Origin of the sequence: Paenibacillus sp. 598K, assembly GCF_003851045.1 — a bacterium.
Classification (GTDB): domain Bacteria; phylum Bacillota; class Bacilli; order Paenibacillales; family Paenibacillaceae; genus Paenibacillus_D.
Genome location: NZ_BFBX01000031.1, coordinates 137,658 through 164,115 on the forward strand (window position 1 = coordinate 137,658; position 26,458 = coordinate 164,115).

Annotated in this window: 23 protein-coding genes; 9 read left to right on the plus strand and 14 right to left on the minus strand. The window is 59.4% G+C overall.

The window, feature by feature from the left end; all coding sequences use genetic code 11:
- Positions 1 to 90: 90 nt before the first annotated feature.
- The 9 genes from ppk1 to PA598K_RS11215 all read right to left on the minus strand — a co-directional run bounded on the left by ppk1 (position 91) and on the right by PA598K_RS11215 (position 12,601).
- Positions 91 to 2,154: a polyphosphate kinase 1 gene (gene ppk1 / locus PA598K_RS11175; protein ID WP_128657024.1), complete on the minus strand. Its 2,064-nt coding sequence runs from the start codon at positions 2,152 to 2,154 to the stop codon at positions 91 to 93.
- A 178-nt stretch (positions 2,155 to 2,332) separates the two neighbouring features.
- Positions 2,333 to 2,731, minus strand: coding sequence for an FxsA family protein (locus PA598K_RS11180; protein ID WP_128657025.1), 399 nt, complete (start codon positions 2,729 to 2,731; stop codon positions 2,333 to 2,335).
- Position 2,732: 1 nt separating this feature from the next.
- Complete coding sequence (locus tag PA598K_RS11185) at positions 2,733 to 3,209, minus strand: acyl-CoA thioesterase (RefSeq protein WP_128657026.1); 477 nt, start codon at positions 3,207 to 3,209, stop codon at positions 2,733 to 2,735.
- An 847-nt stretch (positions 3,210 to 4,056) separates the two neighbouring features.
- A complete protein-coding gene (gene pyk / locus PA598K_RS11190; RefSeq protein ID WP_128657027.1) occupies positions 4,057 to 5,811 on the minus strand; it encodes a pyruvate kinase in 1,755 nt (584 codons plus the stop codon).
- 143 nt (positions 5,812 to 5,954) lie between these two features.
- Positions 5,955 to 6,974, minus strand: coding sequence for an acetyl-CoA carboxylase carboxyltransferase subunit alpha (locus tag PA598K_RS11195; protein ID WP_128657028.1), 1,020 nt, complete (start codon positions 6,972 to 6,974; stop codon positions 5,955 to 5,957).
- Positions 6,964 to 7,830, minus strand: coding sequence for an acetyl-CoA carboxylase, carboxyltransferase subunit beta (accD, locus tag PA598K_RS11200; protein WP_128657029.1), 867 nt, complete (start codon positions 7,828 to 7,830; stop codon positions 6,964 to 6,966). The genes PA598K_RS11195 and accD overlap by 11 nt, the downstream gene beginning before the upstream one ends.
- A 126-nt stretch (positions 7,831 to 7,956) precedes the next feature.
- Positions 7,957 to 8,145 carry a glutamate decarboxylase gene (locus PA598K_RS11205; RefSeq protein ID WP_128657030.1) on the minus strand — a complete coding sequence of 63 codons (189 nt, stop codon included), beginning with the start codon at positions 8,143 to 8,145 and terminating at the stop codon, positions 7,957 to 7,959.
- An 85-nt stretch (positions 8,146 to 8,230) separates the two neighbouring features.
- On the minus strand, positions 8,231 to 8,740 hold the full coding sequence (locus PA598K_RS11210; RefSeq protein ID WP_128657031.1) for a phosphatidylglycerophosphatase A family protein: 510 nt from the start codon (positions 8,738 to 8,740) through the stop codon (positions 8,231 to 8,233).
- Between the two features lie 129 nt (positions 8,741 to 8,869).
- Positions 8,870 to 12,601, minus strand: coding sequence for a DNA polymerase III subunit alpha (locus tag PA598K_RS11215; RefSeq protein WP_128657032.1), 3,732 nt, complete (start codon positions 12,599 to 12,601; stop codon positions 8,870 to 8,872).
- A gap of 169 nt (positions 12,602 to 12,770) precedes the next feature.
- Here PA598K_RS11215 and PA598K_RS11220 point away from each other — a divergent pair, with 169 nt between their 5' ends.
- The 3 genes from PA598K_RS11220 (at position 12,771) to PA598K_RS11230 (ending at position 14,179) form a co-directional block, all read left to right on the plus strand.
- Positions 12,771 to 13,097 carry a YtrH family sporulation protein gene (locus PA598K_RS11220; RefSeq protein ID WP_128657033.1) on the plus strand — a complete coding sequence of 109 codons (327 nt, stop codon included), beginning with the start codon at positions 12,771 to 12,773 and terminating at the stop codon, positions 13,095 to 13,097.
- A 49-nt stretch (positions 13,098 to 13,146) separates the two neighbouring features.
- Positions 13,147 to 13,605 carry a hypothetical protein gene (locus tag PA598K_RS11225; protein ID WP_185601834.1) on the plus strand — a complete coding sequence of 153 codons (459 nt, stop codon included), beginning with the start codon at positions 13,147 to 13,149 and terminating at the stop codon, positions 13,603 to 13,605.
- Positions 13,606 to 13,885: 280 nt separating this feature from the next.
- Positions 13,886 to 14,179 carry a YtpI family protein gene (locus tag PA598K_RS11230; RefSeq protein WP_128657035.1) on the plus strand — a complete coding sequence of 98 codons (294 nt, stop codon included), beginning with the start codon at positions 13,886 to 13,888 and terminating at the stop codon, positions 14,177 to 14,179.
- Between the two features lie 33 nt (positions 14,180 to 14,212).
- On the opposite strand, the gene PA598K_RS11235 is transcribed toward PA598K_RS11230, so the two are convergent.
- Positions 14,213 to 15,562 (minus strand): DRTGG domain-containing protein, encoded by a 1,350-nt coding sequence (locus tag PA598K_RS11235; protein WP_128657036.1) that lies wholly within the window; start codon positions 15,560 to 15,562, stop codon positions 14,213 to 14,215.
- Positions 15,563 to 15,719: 157 nt separating this feature from the next.
- Here PA598K_RS11235 and PA598K_RS11240 point away from each other — a divergent pair, with 157 nt between their 5' ends.
- The gene (locus tag PA598K_RS11240) at positions 15,720 to 17,075 is read left to right on the plus strand and encodes a sensor histidine kinase (RefSeq protein WP_128657037.1); all 1,356 of its coding nucleotides are present in this window, start codon (positions 15,720 to 15,722) and stop codon (positions 17,073 to 17,075) included.
- Between the two features lie 67 nt (positions 17,076 to 17,142).
- On the opposite strand, the gene PA598K_RS11245 is transcribed toward PA598K_RS11240, so the two are convergent.
- Entirely contained in the window at positions 17,143 to 17,436 is a 294-nt protein-coding gene (locus tag PA598K_RS11245) for a hypothetical protein (protein ID WP_128657038.1), read from the minus strand.
- Positions 17,437 to 17,549: 113 nt separating this feature from the next.
- Positions 17,550 to 17,885: a YlbF family regulator gene (locus PA598K_RS11250; protein WP_128657039.1), complete on the minus strand. Its 336-nt coding sequence runs from the start codon at positions 17,883 to 17,885 to the stop codon at positions 17,550 to 17,552.
- A gap of 245 nt (positions 17,886 to 18,130) precedes the next feature.
- Here PA598K_RS11250 and PA598K_RS11255 point away from each other — a divergent pair, with 245 nt between their 5' ends.
- Genes PA598K_RS11255 through PA598K_RS11275 form a run of 5 tightly spaced genes read left to right on the plus strand, consistent with a single transcriptional unit; the run spans position 18,131 to position 24,455 of the window.
- The gene (locus PA598K_RS11255; protein WP_128657040.1) at positions 18,131 to 19,498 is read left to right on the plus strand and encodes a YheC/YheD family endospore coat-associated protein; all 1,368 of its coding nucleotides are present in this window, start codon (positions 18,131 to 18,133) and stop codon (positions 19,496 to 19,498) included.
- Between the two features lie 23 nt (positions 19,499 to 19,521).
- Positions 19,522 to 20,676: a YheC/YheD family endospore coat-associated protein gene (locus tag PA598K_RS11260; protein ID WP_185601836.1), complete on the plus strand. Its 1,155-nt coding sequence runs from the start codon at positions 19,522 to 19,524 to the stop codon at positions 20,674 to 20,676.
- Positions 20,673 to 22,046 carry a YheC/YheD family endospore coat-associated protein gene (locus PA598K_RS11265; RefSeq protein WP_128657042.1) on the plus strand — a complete coding sequence of 458 codons (1,374 nt, stop codon included), beginning with the start codon at positions 20,673 to 20,675 and terminating at the stop codon, positions 22,044 to 22,046. The genes PA598K_RS11260 and PA598K_RS11265 overlap by 4 nt, the downstream gene beginning before the upstream one ends.
- Entirely contained in the window at positions 22,046 to 23,209 is a 1,164-nt protein-coding gene (locus tag PA598K_RS11270) for a YheC/YheD family endospore coat-associated protein (RefSeq protein WP_128657043.1), read from the plus strand. Before PA598K_RS11265 ends, PA598K_RS11270 begins: the two co-directional genes overlap by 1 nt.
- A 22-nt stretch (positions 23,210 to 23,231) precedes the next feature.
- Positions 23,232 to 24,455: a YheC/YheD family endospore coat-associated protein gene (locus PA598K_RS11275; RefSeq protein ID WP_128657044.1), complete on the plus strand. Its 1,224-nt coding sequence runs from the start codon at positions 23,232 to 23,234 to the stop codon at positions 24,453 to 24,455.
- Between the two features lie 63 nt (positions 24,456 to 24,518).
- Here PA598K_RS11275 and PA598K_RS11280 read toward each other — a convergent pair whose 3' ends face one another.
- On the minus strand, positions 24,519 to 25,196 hold the full coding sequence (locus tag PA598K_RS11280) for an HAD family hydrolase (protein WP_376739043.1): 678 nt from the start codon (positions 25,194 to 25,196) through the stop codon (positions 24,519 to 24,521).
- Positions 25,197 to 25,201: 5 nt separating this feature from the next.
- Positions 25,202 to 26,434 carry a 2-oxoglutarate dehydrogenase complex dihydrolipoyllysine-residue succinyltransferase gene (gene odhB, locus PA598K_RS11285; RefSeq protein WP_128657045.1) on the minus strand — a complete coding sequence of 411 codons (1,233 nt, stop codon included), beginning with the start codon at positions 26,432 to 26,434 and terminating at the stop codon, positions 25,202 to 25,204.
- Positions 26,435 to 26,458: the final 24 nt, after the last annotated feature.

Here is a 26,458-nt window from a genome sequence, read left to right on the forward strand (position 1 = left end):
CGGCAAGCAAAAGGAACGCCGCAGGGGGCGGAAAGGCGGTCTAAGATGCCCCTGATCGGGTGTGCAGACACGCCCTAGGCAGCCGGCGGATCAGCGGCGTTGCTTCCAGCTGGCGATCCGCTCCGACTCGAATTGGCTGCGCAGCGGCGGCAGTTGATTGGCCACCTGCTCATAGGCGCCGCTCGGCTGCAGCTCGCGCGCCTTCACATTGTCCTCGAGATTGAACCGCAGGATGCGGATCAGATCCTGCCGCAGCTGCGGATCGAACACTGGACACATCAGCTCGATGCGGCGCGTCAGATTGCGCGTCATCCAGTCGGCGCTGGAGAGGTACACCTCTTCCTCGCCGCCATTCTTGAAGTAGGCGATACGCGAATGCTCGAGGAAGCGATCGACGATGCTGATGACCCGGATCTGCTCGCTGATGCCAGTTACGCCCGGCCGCAAACAGCAGACGCCGCGGATGATCAGCTCGATGCGCACGCCAGCCTGTGAAGCCTCATACAGCTTGTCGATCATATCCTGATTGGACAAGGAGTTCATCTTGGCGATAATGCCTGCCGGTCGGCCGGCCCGGGCATGCTCGATCTCGCGGTCGATCAGCTCGAAGAGCCGGTCCTTCAGATCGGTCGGCGCGACGGCGAAGGCTTTCCAGTCATGCGGCGCGGAGTAGCCCGTCACTTCGTTGAACAGCGCGGAAGCGTCGACGCCGATGATCGGATGCGAGGTGAAGAGTCCGACATCGGTATATAATTTCGCTGTGCTGTCATTATAATTGCCAGTGCCTACATGCACATACCGACGCAATGCCCCCTGCTCGCGACGGACGACGAGCAGGATTTTGGCATGCGTCTTCAGCCCGACCAGGCCATAGACGACATGACAGCCCGCTTTCTCCAGCTGCCGCGCCCAGGCGATGTTGCGTTCTTCATCGAAGCGCGCCTTCAGCTCGACGATCACCGTCACCTGCTTGCCCGCTTCGGCAGCTGATGCGAGCGCCTGGACGAGCGCCGACTGGCCGCTCACCCGGTAGAGCGTCATCTTGATCGCCAGCACATCCTCATCCTCCGCTGCCTGGCGGACGAAGTCATTGACCGGCTCGAAGGATTCATAAGGGTGGTACATGAGCACATCGCGCTGGCGCAGCACCTCGAACATGTCCTCCGCATCCTCCAGCTCCTCCGGATAGACCGGCTCGATCTTCGGATAACGCAGGCTGTCGCGCCCCGGCAGCGAGCCGCTGAACTTCATCAGGAAGCTGAGGTCGAGCGGGCCGTCGATCTCGACTACGTTTTCACCCGTCTCCAGCTCCTCGTGGAGCAGCTGCAGGGCGTACGGATGCATGCCCTTATCGATCTCCAGGCGGACCGGCATCCCCCAGCGACGACGTCGCAGCTCCTTTTCGATCTCCTCGAGCAGATCCTCTGCCCCTTCCTCATCAAGCGTCAGGTCCGCATTGCGCGTCAGTCGGAACGGATGCACCGCAATCGTGATATAGCCGTTGAACAACATATCCATATTTTTTTCGATCAGCTTCTCCAGCAGCACATATTCCATCTTCTTGCTGTTGCCCCGACCGGGCACCTGGACGTAGCGCGTCAGGATCGAAGGCACCTGGACGATCGCAAACAAAGGCTCCTCGTCCTCCTCCTGCTCCACATTGCGCAGCAAAACGGCCAGATACATCTCCTTCGTATGTACGAGGGGGAATGGCCGGCTCTGATCGACAGCCATCGGTGTCAAGACCGGGAAGACGATCTCGCGGAAGTAGAGCTCCATCGCCGCCTGCTGTGTCGCGTTTAGTTCGTCCAGCTCCTTGAAGGCGATCCCTTCGCGGGCCAGTCCGCGCATCACTTCGCGATAGGTGCGATACTGATCGGTCAGCATCTGCGTCGTGCGCTTGAATAGCCTCTTCCATAATCCTGATGGCGTATAGCCTGTAAAATCGATTTTATTATAGCCAGCCTTCAATTGATCTTGAATGCCTGCAACGCGGACGCTCATGAACTCGTCCAGGTTGCTCGTCACAATGGCCAAAAACTTGGCCCGCTCCAGCAAGGGCGTAGCCGGATCCTGCGCTTCTTCAAGCACGCGCCGGTTGAATTCGATCCAGCTCAGATCGCGATTCACGTAGTGGGGTAATTGCTTCGTCATATAGGCCATGCCTCCCTGGTAGTAAGCAAACGCGGCAAATCTAACCTCTATTATCCTCCGCGATTGTTCGGGTCATGTTAATGCAATGTAAAGGCAAGGTAAACCAGACCGGCTACTAGGGCGCGTTTGCAAACCCGCTCAGGGGCATCTAAGACGGCTCCGAGTATGCATACACGCCCTAGCGCCCGATCATAAATCCGCCCCCGCCGCCGCCCCGCATCCGGCGCTCCAGCCAGCTCAGCAAGCGTCCCCGGAAAAACGGTCGGGTGAACGGAATAACAAGCAGCAGACCGACCAGGTCGCTAAGGAAGCCGGGAATAATAAGCAGAATGCCGCCCCCGAGCACGCACAAGCCATCGAGCAGCGACAAGCCGGGAATCTGTCCTTCCTGCATGCGGACCTGGGCCTCCTGCCATACCTTGCGCCCCTCGAACTGGATCAGCAGAATGCCCACGATCGCGGTGGCGGCGATCAACAGGAAGGTCGTGCCGCCGCCGATCCACGAGGCTACCTTCAGCATGAGGAAGAGCTCCAGCGCCGGTATGATCAGGAGCAGAGCGAGCAGCCATTTCTTCATTTTATTCGCCTCCTTGGCAGAGAATACGCAGCGCCTCATAGACACCCGGCAACCGCCGGTCCAGACGCGTCGGACGCCACTCGCGATTAACCCACACATGGCTCGTCGTCCCCTCGACCAGCAGCTCGCCTGGGCGAGCCGCGTCAGCGTCGACCGCGCGAGGCAGCTCCTGACCCGAATCGACGCGACGCACCTCCGAGGCGAAGGTCATCCGCAATGGCGAGTAGCTCGACACCTGGGTGCAGATCGCCAGCTCCTCATCATAACGCGCAGGCAGCAGGAAGCGGCTCTGCAGGTCGATGAGCGGCAGCAGCAGCCCCGCTTGCTCGATGTCGGCGTAGCGATAGCCCGCGTGGCGTATCCACTCGGTGCGGCCGATCTCGAACCAGTTCAAATAATTGATATGATAGACGACGGCCATCTGATCCGTCTCCTGATAACGTACGCGCAGCGGATGGATATGCCAAGGCGATGCCATTGATGCCAACCTCCTGTAATGGTTTGGTTCTACTAGTGTGTTCCGGGAGAGTTATCCGCCCGGGAAAGGTGTTGCAACGGAAGCGGAGCAGCGACAGCCCCGTACCTTTCTCCCTGATCTAACGCTCACCAAAACGCTTATTTCCGTTATTTTGCGCTTTCTGGCATCCTTACGCTCGCCACGGCGCTTATTTGTGAACAAATGGCCTTTTCGACACGGTTTTGCCAAAATAAGCTCTCTGGCGAGCGTTAGCCTTGTGAGTCCTGCCTATTCGACCCAATAAGGTCGAGGGTAAGCGTTAGAGTCGCGGCAGGCCGATCGTCTGTGCTTGTGAGGCCGCATTCAACTAGCGGCTCCCGGATATCCGCCGTTATAAGGCCTTAACAAAGGCCCTGTAATCTAGTCATTAGGGTGTTCTAGCGAATTGCGGCTGAAATCATGTTTTCTTTAGTTAAAGCTCACACTACTAGTGTGACATGTTCAGCCACACAAAAGCAAGAGCGATGGCCCCCGGCCACCGCTCTTGCTTTTGTGCTTATTTCTTGCTCTTGTTCTACTCTGTTCTTGCTATGTTCTTGCATTATTCTTGCTCTTAACTACAATCACGTTCAAAAAATTCGGTTTTCAGCACCGAGAAGCTTGGAGGCAGGAGGAAATGAGGAGCGGTACACGTTTTCGCAGAAAACGACCTCGGAAGCATATGCTTAGTGGAGCTACGTGAGCAAACTGAGCTGAGGCTTACGAAGCTAGTTTCCTTTGGAAACTCTCATCCGACTGCATTCAAGATTCGACGCCGAATCCTCATCCCTGAGTTACTTCGTGATCAAAAGCGGATTTTTGAACTTCCTTACAGGACGTTGGCTTGTCCGGTGTAGATCACGCCAACCTCACCATAAATCGTCACTTCCATGCCGTCATGCATCAGCTCGAACGCGTCGGCAACGCCCAGTACGACCGGGATGCCGATGTTGAGGCCGACGACTGCGGCGTGGCTCGTAATCCCGCCTTGCGTCGTAATAATAGCGGCCGCTTTCTCCAGCGCAGGCATGTAGTCCTTGTCGGTTTGCGTCGTTACGAGGATCGAGCCGCGTACGGTTTTGGCATTGGCCTCTTCCGCATTGCGTGCGACGACGATCTTGCCGGTCGCGCTCTGACTGCCGATGCCTTGACCTTTGGCGATCAGATCGCCGACATGATGCACCTTGATCAGATTCGTCGTCCCGGAGCGGCCGACTGGCACGCCTGCCGTGATGATGACGGAATCGCCCAGCTGGATCAGACCGGTCTTCATCGCGCCTTCGACAGCGATATCGAACATCTGGTCCGTCGTCTCCGCCGGCACGCCCTTGGCCGGGATAACGCCCCATGTAAGCGCCAGGCGACGCATCACCTGATCGACCGGCGTAACTGCGATGATCGGCGCTTTAGGACGGTATTTGGAGATCATACGCGCCGTATAACCACTCTCCGTCGAGGTGACGATTGCCTTCACATCGAGATCCAGCGAGGAGTTGGTGACCGATTGGCTGATCGCCTCGGTAACGGTCGAGCGTTGAGCGGTCGCTTGCTTGTTGAAGATTTCGCGATAGTTCAGCGCCGACTCGGTGCGGACAGCGATCCGCGCCATCGTCAGCACGGACTCGACCGGATATTTGCCTGCTGCCGTCTCGCCGGAGAGCATGATTGCGTCCGTGCCGTCGAAGATGGCGTTGGCGACGTCGCTTGCTTCCGCGCGGGTCGGCCGCGGGTTGCGCTGCATCGAATCCAGCATCTGAGTGGCCGTGATGACCGGCTTGCCCGCCAGATTCGCCTTGCGGATCATCATCTTCTGGACGAGGGGCACCTCTTCGGCAGGAATCTCTACGCCGAGGTCGCCGCGCGCCACCATCAAGCCGTCGGACACCTCGAGGATTGCATCGAGATTGTCAACGCCCTGTTGATTTTCGATCTTCGAGATAATCTGGATATGGGATGCGTCATGCTTCTCGAGCAGCTCGCGGATCTCCAGCACATCGCTCGCTCTGCGGACAAAGGAAGCGGCGATGAAATCAATGCCTTGCTCGATGCCGAAGACGATATCGCCAGCGTCCTTTTCGGTAATGCCGGGCAGCGAGATGTTGACGCCAGGAGCATTGACGCCTTTTTTGCTTTTGATCTGACCGCTATTGACGATGCGGCACTTGATCTCGGTACCTTCGACTTCTTCTACTGTGAGGCCGATCAGGCCGTCATCGATGAGGATCGTCGAACCGATCTGCACATCCTGCGGAAGATTGGCGTAGGTGACCGGGATCCGGTTGCGGTCGCCAAGGATCTCTTCTGTCGTCAGGACGATCGCATCGCCTTGATTCAGATCGATCGGCTCTTCTTTCAGCTTGCCCAGACGAATCTCTGGACCTTTCGTGTCGAGCAGGATCGCTACTGTAGTTCCCAGCTCTTCGCAAGCGGCGCGGATGTTTTTGATCCGGTTGCCGTGCTCCTCGAAGTCGCCATGGGAGAAGTTGAGACGAGCGACGTTCATTCCCGCGAGGATCAGTTTTTTGGTGTTTTCCAGCGATTCGCTGGCAGGTCCGATAGTACAAACGATTTTTGTTTTGCGCATGGGTTGGTTTCCTCCGTTTTTGCTCTCACGCGTAGACGGCTCGGCCAGCTCGGCCAAGCCTCGCAACGCTTGATGGGACAAGCTCATATTCTTCCTAAAATTACACGATTCGCGACGGCTTGTACAGTATCATTCACAAAAAATTAACCATTGATCGACTGGGGCGTCTCAAGCGCAGCTTCCCCGAGCGTCTCTTCCTGCGGCTCTTCCAACGTCGAGAACGCGCCGATCTTGCGAAACTTCTCATAGCGATCCAGAGCGAGCTCCTCCGGAGACATCGCCTGCAGCTCCTGGAGGTGCCGCCAGATCGCATCCTTGAGCGATTCCGCCTGCTGGGCGACATCGCGATGCGCGCCGCCCTGCGGCTCTGGTACGATCTCTTCGATTATACCAAACTCCAGTAGGTCCTTGGCTGTGATTTTCATCGCTTCCGCAGCTTGATCCGCCTTCGACGCATCCTTCCATAGGATCGAAGCGGCGCCGTTCGGCGAGATGACGGAATAGATCGCATTCTCCAGCATCAGTACGCGATTGCCGACGCCAAGCGCCAGCGCGCCGCCGCTGCCGCCCTCGCCAATCACCGCACAGATGATCGGCACGCCGAAGATGGCCATCTCCCGCAAGTTGCGGGCGATCGCTTCGGACTGGCCCCGCTCCTCGGCTGTATTGCCGGGATAAGCGCCCTTCGTGTCGATCAGCGTGATGATCGGCCGGTTGAACTTGTTAGCCTGCTGCATCAGACGCAGCGCCTTGCGGAAGCCCTCGGGATGGGGACTGCCGAAGAAACGCGCGATATTGTCCTTCGTATCCTTGCCGCGCTGATGGCCGATCACCGTCACCGGAACGCCGTTCAGCTTGGCCAGTCCGCCGACGATCGCCAGATCGTCAGCGAACAGACGATCGCCATGCAGCTCGATAAAATCGGTGAACATATGCTGGATCAGATCCAGCGAGGTCGGGCGCTGCTGATGACGGGCCAGATGCATCTTCTGAGCCGGCGTCAGCTCATCGTACACCTCGTCCGCTAGCGACTTGTACCGTTGCTCCAGCCGCGCGATCTCATCGGAGAAATCAATGCCGCGCTCCTGGCCGAACCGCTTGAGCTCGTCTATTTTTTGTCTGAGCTCGTTCAGCGGCTTCTCGAATTGAAGTTCACCCGCCATGGACAGCATCCTCCCTTACCGTATGCATATCAAGCAGCTTGGTCAACATCTGCTTCAGCTCCTTGCGATGGACGACCTTGTCGATCTGGCCGTGCTGCATGTTAAACTCCGCAGTCTGGAAGTTGTCCGGCAGCTTCTGGCGGATCGTCTGCTCGATGACGATCCGGCCGGCAAAGCCGACAAGCGCGGCAGGCTCGGCCAAATTGTAGTCGCCAAGCATCGCGAAGCTCGCCGAGACGCCTCCCATCGTAGGATCGGTCAGCACCGAGATGTACAGTCCGCCCGCCGACTGGAACCTTGCCAGCGCGGCGCTCGTCTTGGCCATCTGCATGAGCGAGAGGATGCTCTCCTGCATGCGTGCGCCGCCCGAGGTGGAGAAAATGAGCAAAGGCAGCTCCCGCGCCATCGCCGTCTCGATCGCCCGCGTAATCTTCTCGCCCACAACCGAGCCCATGCTGCCGGAGAAAAAATCAAAGCTCATAACCGCGATCACAACCGGAAAACCGCCGATCGCGCCTTGGCCGGTGACGACGCCGTCGAGCAGACCGGAATTTTTCTTCTGCTGCTCCAGCTTCGCTGCGTATCCGGGAAATTCAAGCGGGTCCTCGGACACCATCCGGGCGTCGAACTCCTCCAGCTTGCCTTCATCAAGGATGAGCTGGATTCGCTCCCATGCGCTCAGACGGAAGTGATGGCCGCACGAGGCACATACCTTCAGGTTTTTCTCCAGCTCCTTGCTATACTGGATCGTCCCACACTTGGGGCATTTGTTCATCAGCCCCTCGGGAATTTCGCGTTTCGTATTCTTTGAAGGGATGGTGGCGTATTTTTTTTTATGGAATAAGTCCTTAAACATGAAGACGACACCTCTCAAGGCGCAAAAGTATTGTGACGAGAAAACGGCCGGCTGCTCCTGTCATGCCAGGTTCGGAGCAAGCTTCCGGGCGTGGCCGATTCTCCTCACAACCGGGGGTTCTATCATCTACGAGTGGAGAATGGAATTGAGCGCTTCCTGCACTTCTTCCAGTTCGCCTGAGGGCACCAGAATCTCGAACTGCTGCTTGGACAAACTCACAGGACGCGCCTGGACCATAAATCCTTCTTCGGTCAGCCGCTTCGTGATGTTCTCCGCGATCCTTGCCGTAGGCGCGATATAGATAACCGTCCACATGAAGGTACCCCCTAAATCTCTGGTTCAGGCCGCATAATGCAATAATGATACCATAGTTACGGTTTTTACCGCAAGAAATCGATCCTCACTCCTCCAAAAGAGCAGGCCCGTCGGAGATGTCGTACGTGTTGGCGGCCGGGTCCTTATGGGCAATCCTCGCAGAAGCGGCAGCTGCAAGTCCGGCGACCAGATCATCCAAAAACACGTGAATACCCTGTCCTTTGGTGTTCAGACGCTGAATGACTCCGGGCTTGACTTTATCCAAATAACCGAAGCTTGTCAACCCGATCATGCCGTAAACATTCGTAATGCCTAACGCCAGCGTCTCGTCGACGCCGTAAAGCGACTCATCCGCGACCATGATCGATTGCAGCGGCTCCGGCAGCAGCCCTTGCTCTGCCAGTTCATCCAGAGCGATCCCCGTATACATAACATATTGCACCTCGCGCTTGCTGAGCACCGTCCGGACACTCTGCAAGCATTCCTCCAACGTCAGCTGGGCATTGTACGGTCGCTGCAACGAATAGACGATATCGGCCACCTCTTGCACATTCACACCGCGTCTGCCCAGCCATTGCTCCAGTCTTGTCGACATCTGCATCCCTCCTGAGGGGTCGCGAGCCAGCCGGGTCGCTCCCTTCGAGCGCCGGCATAGGCTTGCATGTCTCCTAAATGTATGCAGGGACAAGCGGAGATGTTCCACTTAAATTCGGCCTGGCAGCAGCTATCGGATAACCGCCGAGCCTTCGCCAAGCAGCCGGTCAATGGCGGCGACCAACTCAGGCGAGGGCTTGATCCGGTAACGCTCGCTGAGCGCAACCGTACGCTGGCCCTCCTCGTAGAACAGGACAGTCGACAGCGGTCCGCCATGACGGCTCAGCAGCGCCTGGAGCTGCTCCAGACGCTCCGGCTCGCCTCGCCCTGCCGAAACCTTGACATAGAGACGCTGCGTCCGCGGCGTGCGGGCGGCTGCCGTCGACCGCTCGGCGGAGGACGGAAGGGACCGCTGCGGCAAGACGCTCTCGCCTGCGTCAGGCTTGGGGTCAACCGCCCGGGGCTGCGTCGTCGTGCCGCTCCCCGGCGCGCTCGCGCTGTCCGACGGCCCTCCACTGCCCGCGTTGCCCGACGGCCCACCGACCACCGGCGCGCCCGCGCTGCCCGACAGCCCTCCACTGCCCGTGCTGCCCGACGGCCCGCGGCTACGCGGGCGCTCCTGTCTCGACTGCGCCTGACGCAGCAGTCTGCGCGCCTGCTGCGGCGCGTCGGCTTCGCCCAGCGGCGCCGCATCCTCGAGGATCAGCTTGATATCCTCGTCCTCCCGCTGCACCGTGACCTGCGCCACCAGGAGCCCGCCTCGCTGCAGCTGCTTGCCGATCCGCTTCCAGGCCGTTGGGAAGACGACTGTCTCGGTCCGCAGCATCCGATCCTCCAGCTCCAGGAAGGCCATCGGCTGGCCTTTTTTGGTGGTGAACGGCTTGAGCGAGACGAGCATCGCAGCGACGACAGCCGGCGATCCGTCGGCTCGCTCGGTTAGATCGAGCATGCGATCCAGGCCAAGCGGCGCCAATACTGGCTCATACCCGTCGAGCGGGTGACCGGAGATGTACAGTCCGAGCAGCTCCCGCTCGAACTCCAATATTTGCGACGCTGTGTACGGCTGCACCTCTGGCAGCTCGACGCGCCAGTTTTGCACCTCGGCGAATCCGAACAGCTCGATCTGCAGCTCCTCCCGCTCCTTGCGCCACTTGACCGCAGCCTCGACTGTCTCGTCGAGCGCGGCCAGCAGCTGCGCCCGATGCCCGGGCAGCGAATCGGCAGCGCCAGCCTGGATCATACATTCCAGCACTCGCTTGTTGACGACGCGCAGATCGACGCGCTGGCACAGATCGAGCAGACTTTCGAAGGGGCCGTTCTCCCGCTCCTTCATCAGCGCCTGGATCGCCTGGGAGCCGACATTTTTGATCGAGGCCAGGCCGAAGCGGATCGCGCTGGCGGTCGGGGTGAACGAGACGCCGCTCTCCTGCACATCGGGTGGCAGCACCTCGATGCCCATGCGCCGGCACTCGTCGACATATTCCGCCGTCTTGCGGTGATTGCCTGTAAACGAAGCGAGCATGGCGGCCATAAACGGCACCGGATAATGCGCCTTCAGCCAGGCCGTCTGGTACGCCAGGATGCCGTATGCCGCCGCGTGCGCGCGCGGGAAGCCATAATCGGCGAAGCGCACGATCATATCGTAGACGCGGTTGGCCTCCTCGGCGCTGTAGCCCTGACTTGCGCTCCCCTCGACGAAGTGCGCCCGCTGCTCGTCCAGCACCTCGCGCTTCTTTTTGGAGACGGCGCGCCGCAGCAGGTCCGCTTCGCCAAGCGAGAACCCGGCCATCAGCGAGGCGATCTGCATGATCTGCTCCTGGTAGACGATGATGCCGTAGGTATCGGCGAGGATCGGCTCCAGACTCGGATGCGGATAGGCGACCTCGATGCGACCGTGCTTGCCGGCGATATAGTTGGGGATAAATTGCATCGGACCCGGCCGGTAGAGCGCATTGACCGAGACGATGTCCTCAAAGGTCGACGGCTTCAGCTCCCGCAGTACCCGCCGCATCCCCGCCGACTCGAGCTGGAAGACGCCGGTCGTATCGCCCTGGCTCAACATATCGTAGGTGAGCGGATCGTCGTCGCCGATCAGGCTGAGGTCGATCTCTTCGCCATACAGCTCGCGAATCCAGGTCAGCGTCCGACCGATCACCGATAAGGTACGGAGGCCGAGGAAGTCCATCTTCAGCAGCCCCACCGTCTCGAGCTGCTCCATCGCGTATTGCGTCAGCGGCGTCGTCTCGGAGCCTTTCTGGAGCGGCACATAATGGGTGAGCGGCTCGCCCGAGATGACGACCCCTGCCGCATGTGTCGACGCATGTCGCGGCATTCCTTCCACCTTGGCAGCCATATCGAGCAGCCTGGCGATCGTCTCGCGCGAGCGCGCCTCCTGCAGCTCGGCACTGCCCGCCAGCGCCGCCGCCAGCGTCATGCCGGGCTGCTGAGGGATCAGCTTGGCCGCACGGTCCACGTCGGCGTACGGGATATTGAGCGCCCGCCCGACATCGCGCACCGCCGCCCGCGCCGCCATCGTGCCGAAGGTGATAATCTGCGCAACATGCTCTTCGCCGTACTTGGCCGAGACATAGGCGATCACCTCGTCGCGACGTTCGTCGTCGAAGTCGATATCGATATCCGGCATCGACACGCGCTCGGGGTTGAGGAAGCGCTCGAAGAGCAGCTTGTAGCGGAGCGGATCGACATCGGTAATCCGCAGCGCGTAAGCGACTAGACTGCCTGCCGAGGAGCCGCGGCCGGGACCGGTGCGGATGTCCTGCTCATGCGCATAGCGGATAAAATCCCAGACGATCAGGAAATAATCGCTGTACCCCATATTGCGGATGACCGACAGCTCATAGTCGAGCCGCGAGCGGGCGGCCTCGGCGAAGCCGGGCTCGCCGTGCCAACGCGGATCGTCGCCGTAGCGCGCCTCCAGCCCTCGCTCGCAGAGCAGGCGCAAATAGCTGTCCGAGTCCTCTCCTGCCGGCAACGGTCCGAAGGCGGGCAGCAGCGCGCGGCCAAGCTCGAGCTCCAGCTCGCATTTGTCCGCGATTCGCTCCGTGTTGCGCAGCGCCTCTGGCGCGTAACGGAACAGCTGCTCCATTTCTTCGGCGCTCTTAAGATAGTTTTGATCGACCGTCATCCGCATCCGGTCCTCGTCGTCGACCGACTTGCCGGTGCCGATGCAGATGAGCACATCCTGAATCTCCGCGTCCTCCGCATGCACATAATGCACATCGTTGGTCGCCGCCAGCGGGATGCCGGTCTCCTCCGCCAGTCGCAGCATCCCTTGCACGACCTTCTTCTGATCGAGCAGCCCATGATCCTGGAGCTCCAGGTAGAAGTCCTCGCCAAAGATGCGCTGGTAGCGGAGCGCCGACGCCATAGCCTGCTCGTACTGATCCTGGAGCAGCAGCTGCGATACCTCGCCGCGCAAGCAGGAACTCAGGCAGACCAGCCCCTCGGCATACTGCTCGAGCGACTCCAGATCGATGCGCGGCTTATAATGAAACCCCTCCAGATGGCCGATCGACACCAGCTTCATCAGGTTGCGGTATCCCTTGTCGTCCTTGGCCAGCAGCACCAGATGATAGATCGGCTGATCTTTGCGGGAGCCCTTCTCCAGCCGCGAGCCGGTCGTCAAGTACACCTCGCAGCCGAGGATCGGCTTGATGCCGCGCGCCTTGCACGCCTGATAGAACCCGATCGCGCCGTACATGACGCCATGATCGGTCAGCGCCAGCGCCCGCATGCCGAGCTCGGCGGCACGTGCCGTCAGATCCCGGATCCGGGCCGCTCCATCGAGCAGACTGTATTCGCTGTGCACATGCAGATGCACAAAACCGTCTTGTTGTCCCATAGCTGTAACCTCTCCCGCCCGGACTTATATTTCTTTCATTTTATCATAATGTTCCAGACACCGCCCATATGATGAAGTATAGGCGGGGGCGCTCTCTCTCCATGGAGACGCAGCGCCCGCGCCGCGAGCCGGACAAGCAGCTCCGGCAGCGGAGAGGCGGTGCAGCGACATGCAATACTTTTTGAGCAAGGCAGCACTCGATTTTTTCATCGCATTTGGTGTCGTCATCGGCGGCGCGATGCTCGCCGGAGTCGGCGCCGTACTGGTGTTCCTGCCGCCTGCGAGCGAAATGCTGCTGGCAGCGGACAAGCTGAAAATCTGGGCGATCGTAGCCGCTGTCGGGGGTACGATCGACCCGATGCGCGTGATCGAGTCGAATATGCTGGAGGGCCATCTGTCTCCGGTCGTGCAGCAGATCTTCTATATCGTATGCGCCTTTCTGGGGGCGCATATGGGGACCGAGCTGGTCCGGCTGATCTGCCGGGAAGGCTGGTAGCGCGATGCGAGTGCCTCATTTCGAGCGATTCACGAGGAGCATGTACACGATGGGCGTGTTCGTGCTTGGCATCGTCGTCGGCGCGGCCGTCTTCAACGGCATCTATCATTATCAGCTCGACGCGCTCTATCAACAGATCGGCGAACTCGGCAGCTCGATCGACGAAAAGCAGCAGGAGATCCGTCAGCTCAACCGGTTCAAGGACAACCATACGGTCATCCAGACGATCCAGGCCTATATCGAGGAGGAGAAGCTGCCGGGCGGACTGGAGCTCGATGCCCGGACTCAAACGGAGCTGAAGAAGCGGATTACGACAGACCTCGGCATCTTCATCGGCCGCAGCATCTACGAGATCGACTCCGAGGCCAAGATGGCGCGGGTGCTGCTCGACCGCAAGCTGTATCTCGATGTCTTCGACAAGGACTACACCATCCAGATCAAGACGATGCTCGTCGTCGATAATCAGTTAAAGGCGTGGGTCCAGGTGAAGCGGGTCGCCCCGTCCTGAGGGCGACCAAGCTTCATACCGCCGATTTCCAGGCTAATTTCCGAGGGCGAAGCCAGGAAAAGTCCTGGAAATCCAGGTGAAACGCTCCCCGTCCTAGCGGGCGCCACAACGTTTCATTCCGCCGATTTCCAGGCTCGTTTCGAGGGCGAAGCTCCGAAACGTCCTGGAAATACAGGTGAAGCAGGTCGCCCCCTCCTGAGGGCGGCCAAGCTTCACTCCGCGAAGCCAGCATGGTACAATGGGACGAGCTATCACCAACAAAGGAGTGTACGACTCACCTATGGAAATTGTTCAATGGTTGTTCATCGCTGGCATTATCGCCAGCCTGCTGTCCTCCGTCTTCTTCAGCCTGCGCGCCCGCCGGTCCGCAGAGCCCGTGCAACGCGGCCTGTACACGGCCCGGATGAACATCAGCATGGGCCTCATGCTGCTCTTGATGGCAGGCATCCAGATGGTCATGTTCGCAGGGGACACGGTGCGGGTCATCGTCGGCTCGATCTTCCTGCTGCTCGGCCTGTTCAACCTGTTCGCCGGCTTGCGCAACCACCGGCACTATTCGACGACGAAACGCTGATTCGCGCAGATGCCCGGTCAGTCTCATGAGTCGTCAGTAGGCGTCGATCATCTGCGCCGTCATCATCGCTTTGGCGGCCAGTCCCCGCTCATCCTCTATCTCGATCTCCAGCTTCGACGACTTGCGGCTCATCTCCAGCAGCTTTGGGACGATGATGATCTCGCTGTCGATCGGGATCGGCCGGACAAAATAGGTCGTCACGCTCTCCAGTACGTGATCCCGCTTGCCGACCTCCTGGATCAGCCGACGCGCCCCCTGCATCATTAGCGTCGTCAGAACGCCCTCCGACAAGGTGCCGAGCTGACCCGACATCTGCGGCGTGATCCGGCCGCGATAAACTCGCCCGCCCTCGCGCAACTCTCCCTCCTCCACTGCAAACCGATTCCAGATCAGATCGTCGAACGTCTCGCCGGACTGCGTCTGCTTGTTGGCGAACTGCAGCGCCGCCAGCACCTCCTGACGGCTGACGACCGCCAACAGCTTGCGCTGCTTGTCCACGATCGGCAGCAGGTCGATGCCCTCCGAGGCCATCGTATGGGCTGCCGCCGCGACCGTAGTGCCCGGCTGGATGGTGATCGGGTGACGCGTCATCAGCTTCTCGATCGTCTGATCCCGGGGCGATCCCGCGACATCGCGGGCGGTCACCATGCCGATCACCCGATGCCAGTCGTCGACGACAGGGAATCTGGCATGCCCGGTATCCTGCTGCAGCGCATCGAATACTTCGACCGTATCTCTGGCCCGCAGCAGCTCGGAGGGCCGGCCGAGCGTGACAATCTCCTCGATGAGCATAATCTTGCGCTTGATGACGCGATCGTACATCGCCCGGTTGATCAGCGAAGCCACCGTAAACGTATCGTGGCCCGAGGAGATGATCGGCAGCTGGCGCTCGTCTGCCAACTGCTTGATCTCCTCGCTCGTATCAAAGCCGCCCGTGATCAGCACACCGGCGCCGGCCAGCAGCGCCATTCGATGCACATTCTCGCGGTTGCCGACGATGAGCAGGCTGTCAGCGTCGATATAAGCGAGCATATCGCCGATCTGCATCGCGCCGATGACGAACTTGTGCAGCGTCTTATGCAAGCCTTGGGCGCCGCCGAGCACACGACCGTCGAGGATGTCGGCCACCTCGGCGAAGGTGAGTCGATCTGGATGGCTGCGGTGCTTTTTCTCAATGCGGACCGTGCCGATTCTTTCCTTCGTGCTGACAATACCGAGCTTCTCGGCTTCCTTGACGGCTCGATAAGCCGTCCCCTCGCTGACACCCAGCTCCCGAGCCAGCGAACGCACCGAGATGCTGTTGCCGACTTCTATATTTTGGATATGCTGAAGGATACGCTCGTGTTTCGTCAGTGCTTCCTGTTGCGTTTCGCCTCGTTTCATAGCATGGCTTCCCTTCGTTTCATGATCCTTCTCAAAAAAACCGTTCCCATTTCCTCCAAAAGCAAGTAAAGTAAAAGTTGGACAATGCAACATCATTTGGTTATTGGTTCGACACTGCCGTTGCAGCACCTGTTTATACCGATGAAGGGGTTTGGCTATGGATTATTTTTGGACGACGCTTAATATATGGCTTTTTGTATCTATCCCGCAGACGTTCATCCATACGTGGCTCGCGTGCCTCGTATGGGGCATCCGTCCGCAATCGCTGTTTCGACGGCTGCTACTCTTCAGCGCTACGGTCGCCGCCCTGTTCGACATTGCTTTCCTGGCGCTGCCGACGCACCTGCACATGATCAACGCCAACATTATTTATTTCCTGACGATGTTCCTCATGTTCCGCGAGCTGAAGACGATCAGCCGGATGCTCGTCCAGGTGACGATGTCCGTCACCATCATGCTGTCGGACTCGATCCTGCTGCTCATGGACAAGTATGCTTACGCAGGACTGATGCATCAGCTCAAGACCGGCCCTCTCTGGTACAAGGCCGTATGGGTCTGGCCCATCCTGCTAGCGGTCGGCCTGCTCTGTCTCCTCATGCACAGACGCAAGATATCGCCAGCCCAGCGTTTGCGCCAGTTTATGCAGCGTCAGCGACGACCATATATATTTGCATTCGTGCTGCTGCTCTCCCTGCAGCTGACGATGTTCATCCTGTACCTGTCCACTCGCTTCTTAAGCGATTATGACGAGCTCTTGATCGTGCTGTTCTACCTGGGCATCGTGACGATCGCCGCCGTCAGCGCCATCTCGGTCTGGCTGCTCGTGCGGACCCGAGACGAAGCGATTCGCTCGACGCAGCAAGCGTATGTCGGCGACCTGCTGCAGATGGTGACGACCATCCGCGGGCAACGTCACGACTTTATCAATCACGTCCAGGTGATGTACTCGCTGCTGAAGATGAACAAGCAGGAGCAGCTCCGTTCCTATATGGAGGAAGTGGTGGAGCAGGTCCAGGTCGTCAGCGCCCTGGCCAGGCAGATCCCGACGCCGGCGCTCTCCGCGCTGGTCCAGGCCAAGTCGGCGATCGCTATCGACAAGCGGATCACGTTTTCCTGTCATTGCAGCGATCTGCCTGAGGAGCTACCGCTCGTCAAAAGCGTCGATCTGGTACGCATCATTGGCAATCTGATCGACAACGCCTTCGATGCGGTAGCCGAGCTGCCGGAGCCGCTCCGCGCAGTGAAGCTGGAGATCCGCATGGAGCAAGGCGTGCTGACGATTCGCGTCGCCAATCACGGCGCGCTTACCGAGCATGAGCGCCGCAATATATTCAAGCCCGGCTTTACCACCAAGACGCCGGACCACTCTGGTCTCGGACTGGCCATCGTAAGCGACCTGGCCCAGCACTACGGCGGCGCTGTAAGCCTCCTGCCCAACGAGCAAGAGCTCATCGTCTTCGAGATCCTCCTGCCGATAGAGGCAAAGGCCAGATTGCCCTTATCGGCACGCTAGCCGCCCATAGAATGCCAACGCAGCCACCCTTCGGAAGAAGCTCCCGAAGGGTGGCTGCGTTGTGCGCTTATCGACGCTCGCGGACACGGACCAGTCGATCGGCATGCCGCTGCAGCTGGCGCTGCCAGGCGAGACGCTTGGCCAGCTTGACGCGCTGCAGCTGCTTGGCTGTATCCTCGTCAATGCCTAGCAGCGCATACAGGTTGGCGGCGACGATCAGCAGCACGAATGCCGCCCAACTGAAGCTGAATACGACATGCGCGGACCACTCGGCAGCAAACCTCATCTCAGGCAAGCCGATCGCTAGCATGACGAGCGCCAGTGCCAGATAGACGACATGTCGCCATTTGTTCTGTTGCACACACCTTCACTCCCTTCGCCAGGCCGCCTCCATGCAGCCAAGCCGTATAAGGGATATATATGCTCGCTTGTCTCCGGATATGAAGGTAACCTGTCCATCCAGCAGCGAGATCGTTATTCGTATACGCTCTTCAGCGACTCGGAGATGATCTTGTTGACATCGTCGAAGACGATGCCAAAGCGCCGCTCCGCCTCGAACAGCCGATGCAGCAGCGGATTCAGGCTCAGCTCCTCGTACAGACGGTTCATGTCGGCCATCGCTTCCGCGCTAGGCTCCTCGCCAGCCATCATCTGCTGCTGGAAGCCGTCCTGTCGTTGGCGGAATTCATCCATTCGCCGCTTGGCCTCCTCGTCCACCTCCACGGCCTGTCGGGCTCCCCGCAGGTCCAGCGCCTCGGGACAACCTTTCATCGCTTTGGCCAGCTCATAAGCTCTGTCATATACATTCATCCGTTTCCCTCCCATACGCAGCGCACGGACTGACGCGCGACTGCTCCGCTCTCTAGAATCATACCACTCACAGCCTGCCCGCGCCAAGCCGTCTGTACCCGCTTCGCTGACGAAGCCGATTTTTTATCGGATGCGGCCGATGTGGCCAATCACCAAGGGATAGATGTCCTCATATGATGGAGTAATTCATGCGGTCAGCAACCTTCACAACATTACTTTTCATGCCGGTTGGAAGGAGATCTAGGATGCTCAAATCGAAAGTCGCCATACAAACTGTAGGTTCCGGAATCTTGCCGGATGACGTACTCATGGTCGGAGAAAAAGTGCTGAAACAGTGGAAAATTCCGCAAGGCCAGCCGCTTACGCTGCAGTTCGGATCATTCCGCCAACAGATTAAAGCGATCCCTGTGCAGCGGTATGACGGCATGCGCATGAGCCAAGGCCTCGCCCGTCGGATGGGCATCCATATGGGCGTCAACCTGCGGCTCCGCTACCACTCCGCATCCTACACTTTGGCCCTGGGCCCGCTGATCGGCGTATTAATCAGCCGCGATTACCCGGGGCAGCCCGACAAGCCGTTCGGCTCCATTACGATGTTTTGCCGGGAGCTGGTCGACGCTTGCCAGGCGCAGGGTGCGTTCGTCTATTTCTTCACCCCCGATATGATCGGGAGCAGCACGTCAAGCGTGCAGGGCTGGGTCTATGCCGGTTCGTGGCGCCAGATCACGGTGCCGGTCGCCGATGTCGTCAATAACCGGCTGACCTCCCGCAAACTGGAGAATAAACCAAGCGTACAACATTTTCTGAAAGAAGTAAAATCCAGATGGCGGGTACAAGTCTTCAACGAAAAGTTCCTCGACAAATCCGAGGTATTCGACGCTTTGCGTCACGATGCCACGGTACAGCGCTACTTGCCGGAGTCCCATGTGCTGCGCCAGCTTGCGACGCTCAAGGCGATGTGCGGCCGCTACGAGACCGTCTTCTTGAAACCGGTCCGCGGCAGCCTCGGCAAAGGCATCATCCGGGTATCCCGGCTCGCTGCAGGCGGCGCTCAGGCGCTTTATGCGACGGCCGCAGGCACCAAGCGCCAGCAGTTCTCTACGCTGAAGGCATTATTCGACTCGCTGAGCGGCAAGATGAAAACCGTCCGATACCAAATTCAGCAAGGCCTGCACCTGATCGAGATTCAGAAGCGGCCGGTGGATTTTCGCGCGCTTGTACAAAAAAACCTGGTTGGCGACTGGGCGCCGACCTCTATCGTCGCCCGCATCGCCAGCAGCCAGCACTTCGTCTCGAATCTGGCGCGCGGCGGCACCTTGAGTCCGGTCAAAGAAGCGGTAATGCGCTCCAACATGAGCTCCTCCGCCAAGCAGGATGCGGCCGCGCGACTGCAGCGCGCAGCACTGGAGATCGCCAAGGCGATCGAACAGCATATCCCGGCGCACTTTGGCGAGCTTGGCATCGATCTTGCGATCGATACGTCAGGCCGGGTATGGCTGCTCGAGGTCAATTCCAAGCCATCCAAAAACGACAATACGCCGCTGAACGAGCAAAAAATTCGTCCCTCCGTCAAACAAATGATTCATTACGCACGTTACTTGTCCGGCTTCTAATTGTGTTCAAGGGTGGAGATGCCATGAAGCAAGCCAATGCGACGCTAGGGGTGCTGGTAGCGCCCCGACTGCGGTCTGCCGTAGAGAGGGACGGAGGCGCACAGATCCCCGAGGAACGGTTGTGCCGCGCGCTGAGCACTTACGCGCCCGACTACGGCTTGCGCGTCATCGTATTCAGCGGCGCCGACGTCGACCTCGACGCCGGGAGACTCTCGGGCTGGCAGCTGCAGGGGCAGCGCTGGCATTATGGCGAAGTGCCGCTGCCGGATCTCGTCTACGACCGCTGCTTTTGCAACTCCGCAGACGAGCGGGCCGTAAGCCGACAAGGGCTGTCTGCGCTCTCGCGGGCGCACAGCTGGATCCGTCTGGGCGGCGCGCTCCCCGGCAAGCTGACGGTCAGCCGCTGGCTGCGTCAAGCGCCGGCGCTCCGCCCCCATGTACCGCCTTGCGCGCCGCTCTATCAATCCGAACAGCTGACCGAAGGTTTAGCCCGCCATCCGGAAGGGCTGTTCCTGAAGCCGGACGGCGGCATGCAGGGCAAAGGCGCAATCAAGCTGACGCCTTGCGAGGGCGGGCAGCTGCGTATCGAGGGACGCTCGAGGACCAATCGCCCTTTTGCCCTCGTCCGCCCGCTCTCGGAAGGATTAGAGCGGGTGTGGCGGCTCGCAGCCGGCAGTCGTTATCTACTCCAGCCCTACTTGACGCTGAGCGATGCCGCAGACCGGCCGTTCGATATCCGCGTCCTGGTCCAGAAGGATGGCCGCGGACGTTGGATGACGACTGGCTCAGCGCTGCGGCGCGGTGACTGCGGCTCGATTACCTCCAATCTGCACGGCGGCGGCGAAGCGCTGCCGACTCGCCAGACCCTCTGCGAGCTGACTGGGACAGCCGCAGCCGAGCAGCGGATGCGCCAGCTGCGCCAAGTCAGTCTCCAGGCGGCAGAGCTGCTCGAGCAGCGCGCCGGACGACTGCTGGAGCTTGGGCTGGATTTCGGACTCGACCGGAGCGGCCGTTTATGGCTGCTCGAAGCCAATAGCAAGCCCGGACGGAAAATTTTCGCTTTGACCGACAACCTAGAGGCCGATGAACGTTCGGTTCGTCGTCCATTGCAATATGCCCGTATTCTGGTTGACCGTCATGCAAGCCGCGGGAACAACTATCAGGAGGTCCATTCATGAGTCTGACTTATTGCAATGTGCATTTCTCCCAGCAACCCGACAAAGTGGTCTACCTGTCCGGTCCGCTGATCAAGCAATTGAAGCTCTCGGGCAAAAAGTCGATGCATCTGAAGCTGGGCAAAGAAGTCGTAACGGCGGCGATTCGTCCCGTCAAGCGGCAAGGTCATCACCTGTATCTGTCGGCAGGCGTCAGGCGTTCGATACGGGTGCCCAAGGTCGGCAACGTACAGGTCGTCAACCTCTCGGAGAATGAAGTCCAACTGGGTCCCCTGATCGGCGTCCTGACCGATTCGGGCTATCGTTCCTCCAGTCTGCCCTTCGGCTCAAGGTCGGGCTTTATACGCCAGCTGCTGAAGGCCGGCGAGAGAAAGGCCTATCTGTTCGCCTTCACGCCGCGCGACATCAACTGGCAAGACGACACAATCAACGGCTATTTCCTGAACGCCCAAGGCGGCTGGTACCGCAAAGTGGTTCCGCTGCCGGATGTCGTCTACAATCGTCTGCCCAGTCGCAAAGCGGAGACGACCACCTCGATCACATCGCTGCGCGAGCGGTTTATCCGCAAAAAAATTCCATTCTTCAACTGGAGCTTCTTCAACAAATCAGACGTGTACAAATTGCTCGACGGCGATCTCGAAGCCGCCAAGCATCTGCCTGAGTCCTACTCCAACCCGTCCCCCGACCGCATCAAGGACCTGCTGGAGCGTCATCAGTTCGCCTATTACAAACCGTCGGCCGGCAGCCTCGGCAACGGCATCTACCGCTTGACCTATCATCCCAAGCGAGGCTACTTCGCTCGCTACCGTAGAGGCGGCAGCAATGTGCTGCTGCGCTTCAACAACTTCAACAGCCTGATGCGGATGCTGAACGGACGGCATGGCAGCAGTATCAGCCGTTATGTCATCCAGCAAGGCATCCGTCTGGTTGAGATCGATGGCTGCCCGCTCGACTTCCGCTTCCACATGCACAAAAACGGCCAAAACGAATGGGTACCGGCAGGCATCGGCGCCAAAAAAGCCGGACGCGGCAGCGTCACCACCCACATCAAAAACGGCGGCTCGCTGATGACGCCGGAGCAAGCGCTCAGCCGCACCTTCGGCGAACGCTCGGGAGAGGTGCTGGACTATGCCAAACGGATCGCCGTCAAGCTCTCGGAAGCGATCGAACGCAACTTCCCGCATACGCTCGGCGAGCTCGGGCTTGATCTGGGCATCGACAAGGACGGCGAGGTCTATATGTTCGAAGCGAATGCCAAGCCGGGACGTTCGATCTTCAAGCATCCGGCGCTGCGCGATCAAGGACGCGCATCGCTCAGCTATATCCTGGAGCATTGTCTCTACCTGAGCCGCTTCCGCAGGAGGGATAACTGATGGAGCTCGAACTGTCCGAGACGGGTTCGATGGGTTACCTGACGCATGCCAAGCCGATTATGGCCATCCTGACCATCGATGACGAGTCGCATGAGTTTCGCGGCAACCGCCATAATTTTGTCGACCTGCTCAAGGTCGGGCGCGAGGCCGGATTTATCGCGTATGTGCTGCCCGCCAAAAACGTCAAGCTTTCGCGCCAGCGGCTCAAGGGCTTCACCTATTCCGAAGAAACGCAGACGTGGGAGCAAAAGCTGTTCCCGCTGCCCAACGTTGTCTACAATCGTATTCCGCTGCGCGAGGACGAACTGCAACCCGCCGTCAAAAAGAAAATTAATGCGTTAATGAAGCACCCCCAGATCCATCTGTTTAACCCGTCATTTTTCAATAAATGGAATTTGTTCGAATGGTTGAACCTCTCGCGTACGACGAAACCGTTTATACCTGCTACGCGACGCTTGGTAACGCCGGTTGCATTGGGACGGATGCTGCGCAAGCATTCGTTCCTCTACCTCAAGCCGGTTAGCGGCAAAGCCGGCGTAGGCATCATGACGATCAAGCTGCAGCCAGAAAAGACGATGCCTTATCGTCTGAAGTACCAAGAAAAGAAAAAAAGCGTCACTTATCGGTGCTCCAATCTGTCAAAGCTATGGCTGCGCATCAAAAAGCAAAGCACTGGCGAAGCTTATATCGCCCAGCAAGGCATCGAGCTGGCTTCCTACCAGACGCGCCCGTTCGATCTGCGGGCGCTGCTGCAAAAAAACCAGCGCGGCCAGTGGGATATTACCGGCATCGGAGCCCGTCTGGCAGGAACGGCGAGCATTACGACCCACGTCCCCCGAGGCGGCTCGATCGAAGATCCCGAGAAGCTGTTGGTCCAATTTTTTGGCCCCGAGCAAGCACGCAAGATCTACATCCAGGTCCGCAACAACGCCCTCCTGATCGCCAAACAGATCGAGCGCGGCAGCGGTACCCGGCTCGGCGAGATGTCGATGGATCTGGGGGTGGACATCAACGGCCAGATGTGGTTTTTCGAAGCGAACTCCAAGCCGATGAAATTCGATGAGCAGCATATCCGCAAAAAATCGTTGGAGCGCATCTACCATTACAGCAATTACCTGATCAAGCAACAACCAAAACCGGGGCGGGCAGCCGTAAAGAGTTAAGTAAAGTATAGGAGGGTAAGGCATGCCTCAGCCTGTTCTAGGCATATTGACCTTGTATCTGAATGATCATCAATTGCTGGAAGAGCGAAGCATCTATCAGAAGATGACCGTTGCAGGCGCCAAGCTCGGCTTGCGCGTGTTCGTCTTCACGCCTGCCGACGTCAACTATAAGCAGCATCGCATCCATGCGTTGTTCTACCAGCCGGAGACGAAGCAATGGACGCGCCGATGGACCACCTTCCCTAACATGATCTTCGATCGCTGCCGCATCCAGCGCAGCCACCGGTTCGAGCAGCTCAAGCGGTTCCGCTCGGTGTATGGCCACCTCAACTTCCTGAACCGGCCGTTGCGCAACAAATGGACCGTCTACAAGCGGCTGCATACCGAAAGCCGATTCCGCCCCTTCCTCCCCTACACGCGGATGGTCGAGGGCAAGCGCGACATCGACGAGATGCTGAGCGGCTATCCCTTGCTCTACCTGAAGCCGATAAATGGCACAGGCGGGCGCGGCATCCTCCGGATCGAACGGCTGCAGCGCAGCACCTGGCGCGTGCAAGGCCGCGACCATAGCCGCAAAATCATTAAGCCTAGCACGCTATCCGTCACAGCGCTGCATGCCAAGCTCGCTGCCTGGGATATGAAATCGCGCAAGTATCTGATCCAGCAAGGCATCGCGCTCAAGCTCCCGGGCGGTCGCGTCCACGACTATCGGATGCTAGTGCAGAAAAACGGGCACGGCGAATGGGAGGCGACGGGCTGTGCGGGACGCGTCGGGCCGCCTGGCAGCATCACCTCCAACCTGCACGGCGGCGGTCATGCGACGACGATGACCTCCCTGCTGCACCGCTGGATTGGTGATGAAGAGAAGGAGCAGCAAATCATCGAACAGGCTGAGACGTTCAGCGTTGATGTCGCTGCCTATCTCGAGCAAAGCTACGGACGACTATGCGAGCTGGCGCTGGACCTGGCGATCGACCGCAACGGCCGCATCTGGCTGCTCGAGGTGAACCCGAAGCCAGCCCGCGAGGTATTCTCGCAGGCAGGCGACAAGCGCACCTATCAGCTCGCGATCACCAAGCCGCTAGAGTATGCGCTCTGGCTGTACGCCCAAAAATCACGGCGGCCCAACGGCCGCACGACTGGTCGCACGACAGGACGCACCACCGGTCGCACAACAGGTCGCACCACCGGCACGGCTGCCGGCCGGTCGACCGGAGCATTGCAAATAGGACCCGAGAATGCCTGAGGCATTCTCGGGTCCTTCTCCTGCAGCAGCAGCAGGGGCTTCTCTAACGCTTGTGGTCCGCGCTTAGTCGGGCAGCAGCTCCAGCAGCTCCGGAAAGCTGCCGATAATTACATCCGCTCCCGCCAGCTCCTCCTCGCGGCCAAAGCCCGCATAACCGCATCCGATCACAGGCAAGCCGTTCTGCTTGCCTGCCTCGACATCGGAGGAACGGTCGCCGACCATCCACGCGGTGCGGATGCCGTGATCCTGCATCAGACGAGCGACCAGTTCGACCTTGGAGGCTGTGCCGTACTGGCCGGCGCTGTACAAGCCGTCGAACAATGCGTCGATCCCCTTTACGCTGACGATACCCCGGACGTAAGCTTCCAGGCCATTGCTGGCCACGAACAACTTAATGCCGCGCTCGCGCAGCGATCGGAGCGTCGCTTCGACGCCAGGATAGAGATCGCCTTGGCCAGCCTCGAGTCCCTCCAGCTCATATTGCAGCATCAGCTCGTCGGCGCGGCTATGCGCCTCGGGCGAGCCATCCGGCATCACCTTGCGCCATATGTCCTCGAGCAGCATGCCCAGGCAGCCCAGCATCACATCGACGGACGGCATTTCCTTCGTATACAGCCCCTCCGCGTACAATTGGCGGAACAGCCGCTCGTGGACATGGACGAGCAGCGTCTCCGTCTGGAGCAGCGTGCCATCCATATCGAAGAGTATCGCCTCCGGCTGGGGCGTTAGTTTTTGCATCATGGCGATTAGCCTTCCAGCAACAGCGACTCCGGATCTTCCAACAGATTCTTGACGGTGACGAGGAAGCGGACCGCTTCGCTGCCGTCGACGATTCTGTGGTCGTACGAGAGTGCGATGTACATCATCGGGCGGTTCTCCATGCCGTCTTCGCTAGTCGCTACCGGACGGCGCTGGATCGTATGCATGCCCAGGATGCCCACTTGAGGCGTATTGAGGATCGGGGTCGACAGCAACGAGCCGAACACGCCGCCATTGGTGATGGTGAATGTTCCGCCTTGCAGATCGGACAACGCCAGCTTGTTCTCGCGCGCTTTGCCGGCGAGGTCGCCGATGCTGCGCTCGATCTGGGCAAAGCTGAGACGGTCGGCGTCGCGGACGACCGGTACGACCAGACCTTCCTTCGATGCGACGGCAATACCGATGTCATAGAACTTCTTGACGAGGATATCCTCGCCGTCGATCTCCGCATTGAGCAGCGGGAACGCCTTGAGCGCGCCCACGACCGCTTTGGTGAAGAAGGACATGAAGCCGAGATTGACATTATGCTTGTCTTGGAACGACTGCTTGCGCCGTTTGCGCACCTCCATGATCGCGGTCATGTCGACTTCGTTGAACGTCGTCAGCATCGCTGCTGTACGCTGAGCTTCGACCAGGCGATTGGCGATCGTCTGTCTTCTGCGGGACATCTTCTGACGGTCGACCGGCTTCGCAGGATTCGACTCGGCGGATGCGCTAGTCTTGGCAGGCGCGGCTTGAGATGGCGCCGCTTGCGGCTTGCCTGCGTTGCCGATCTGCTCCTTGGACACCTTGCCGGTCAGCTCGGACGCTTCCTGCAGGCTGATACCCCGTTCGCGAGCGAGCTTCCTTACCGATGGCGGAGCATGCATCGCTGCCGCGTCTGCCGCAGGCGCCGATACTGGCTGCTGCTGGGCTGGCGCCGAGACCGCCTCCTTGGCTGCGGCCGGCGGCGCTTCGCTCTTGGCGGCAGCTGGCGCTGAGCTTGCCTCCCCTGCGCGGATCAGGCCGACGGCTTCGCCAACCTGTACCGTATCGTTTTCGTTTTTATAGATTTTTTCCAGGATGCCGTCTGCCTCGGCATTGATCTCCAGGTTAACCTTATCGGTCTCCAGCTCCAGCAGCAGCTCGCCGAATTTGACCGCGTCGCCTTCTTTTTTGCTCCAGCTGGCAATCGTTCCTTCTGTGATCGATTCGCCCATTTCCGGTACTTTGATTTCCATGAGTTAGCTGCCTCCTGTGTATCT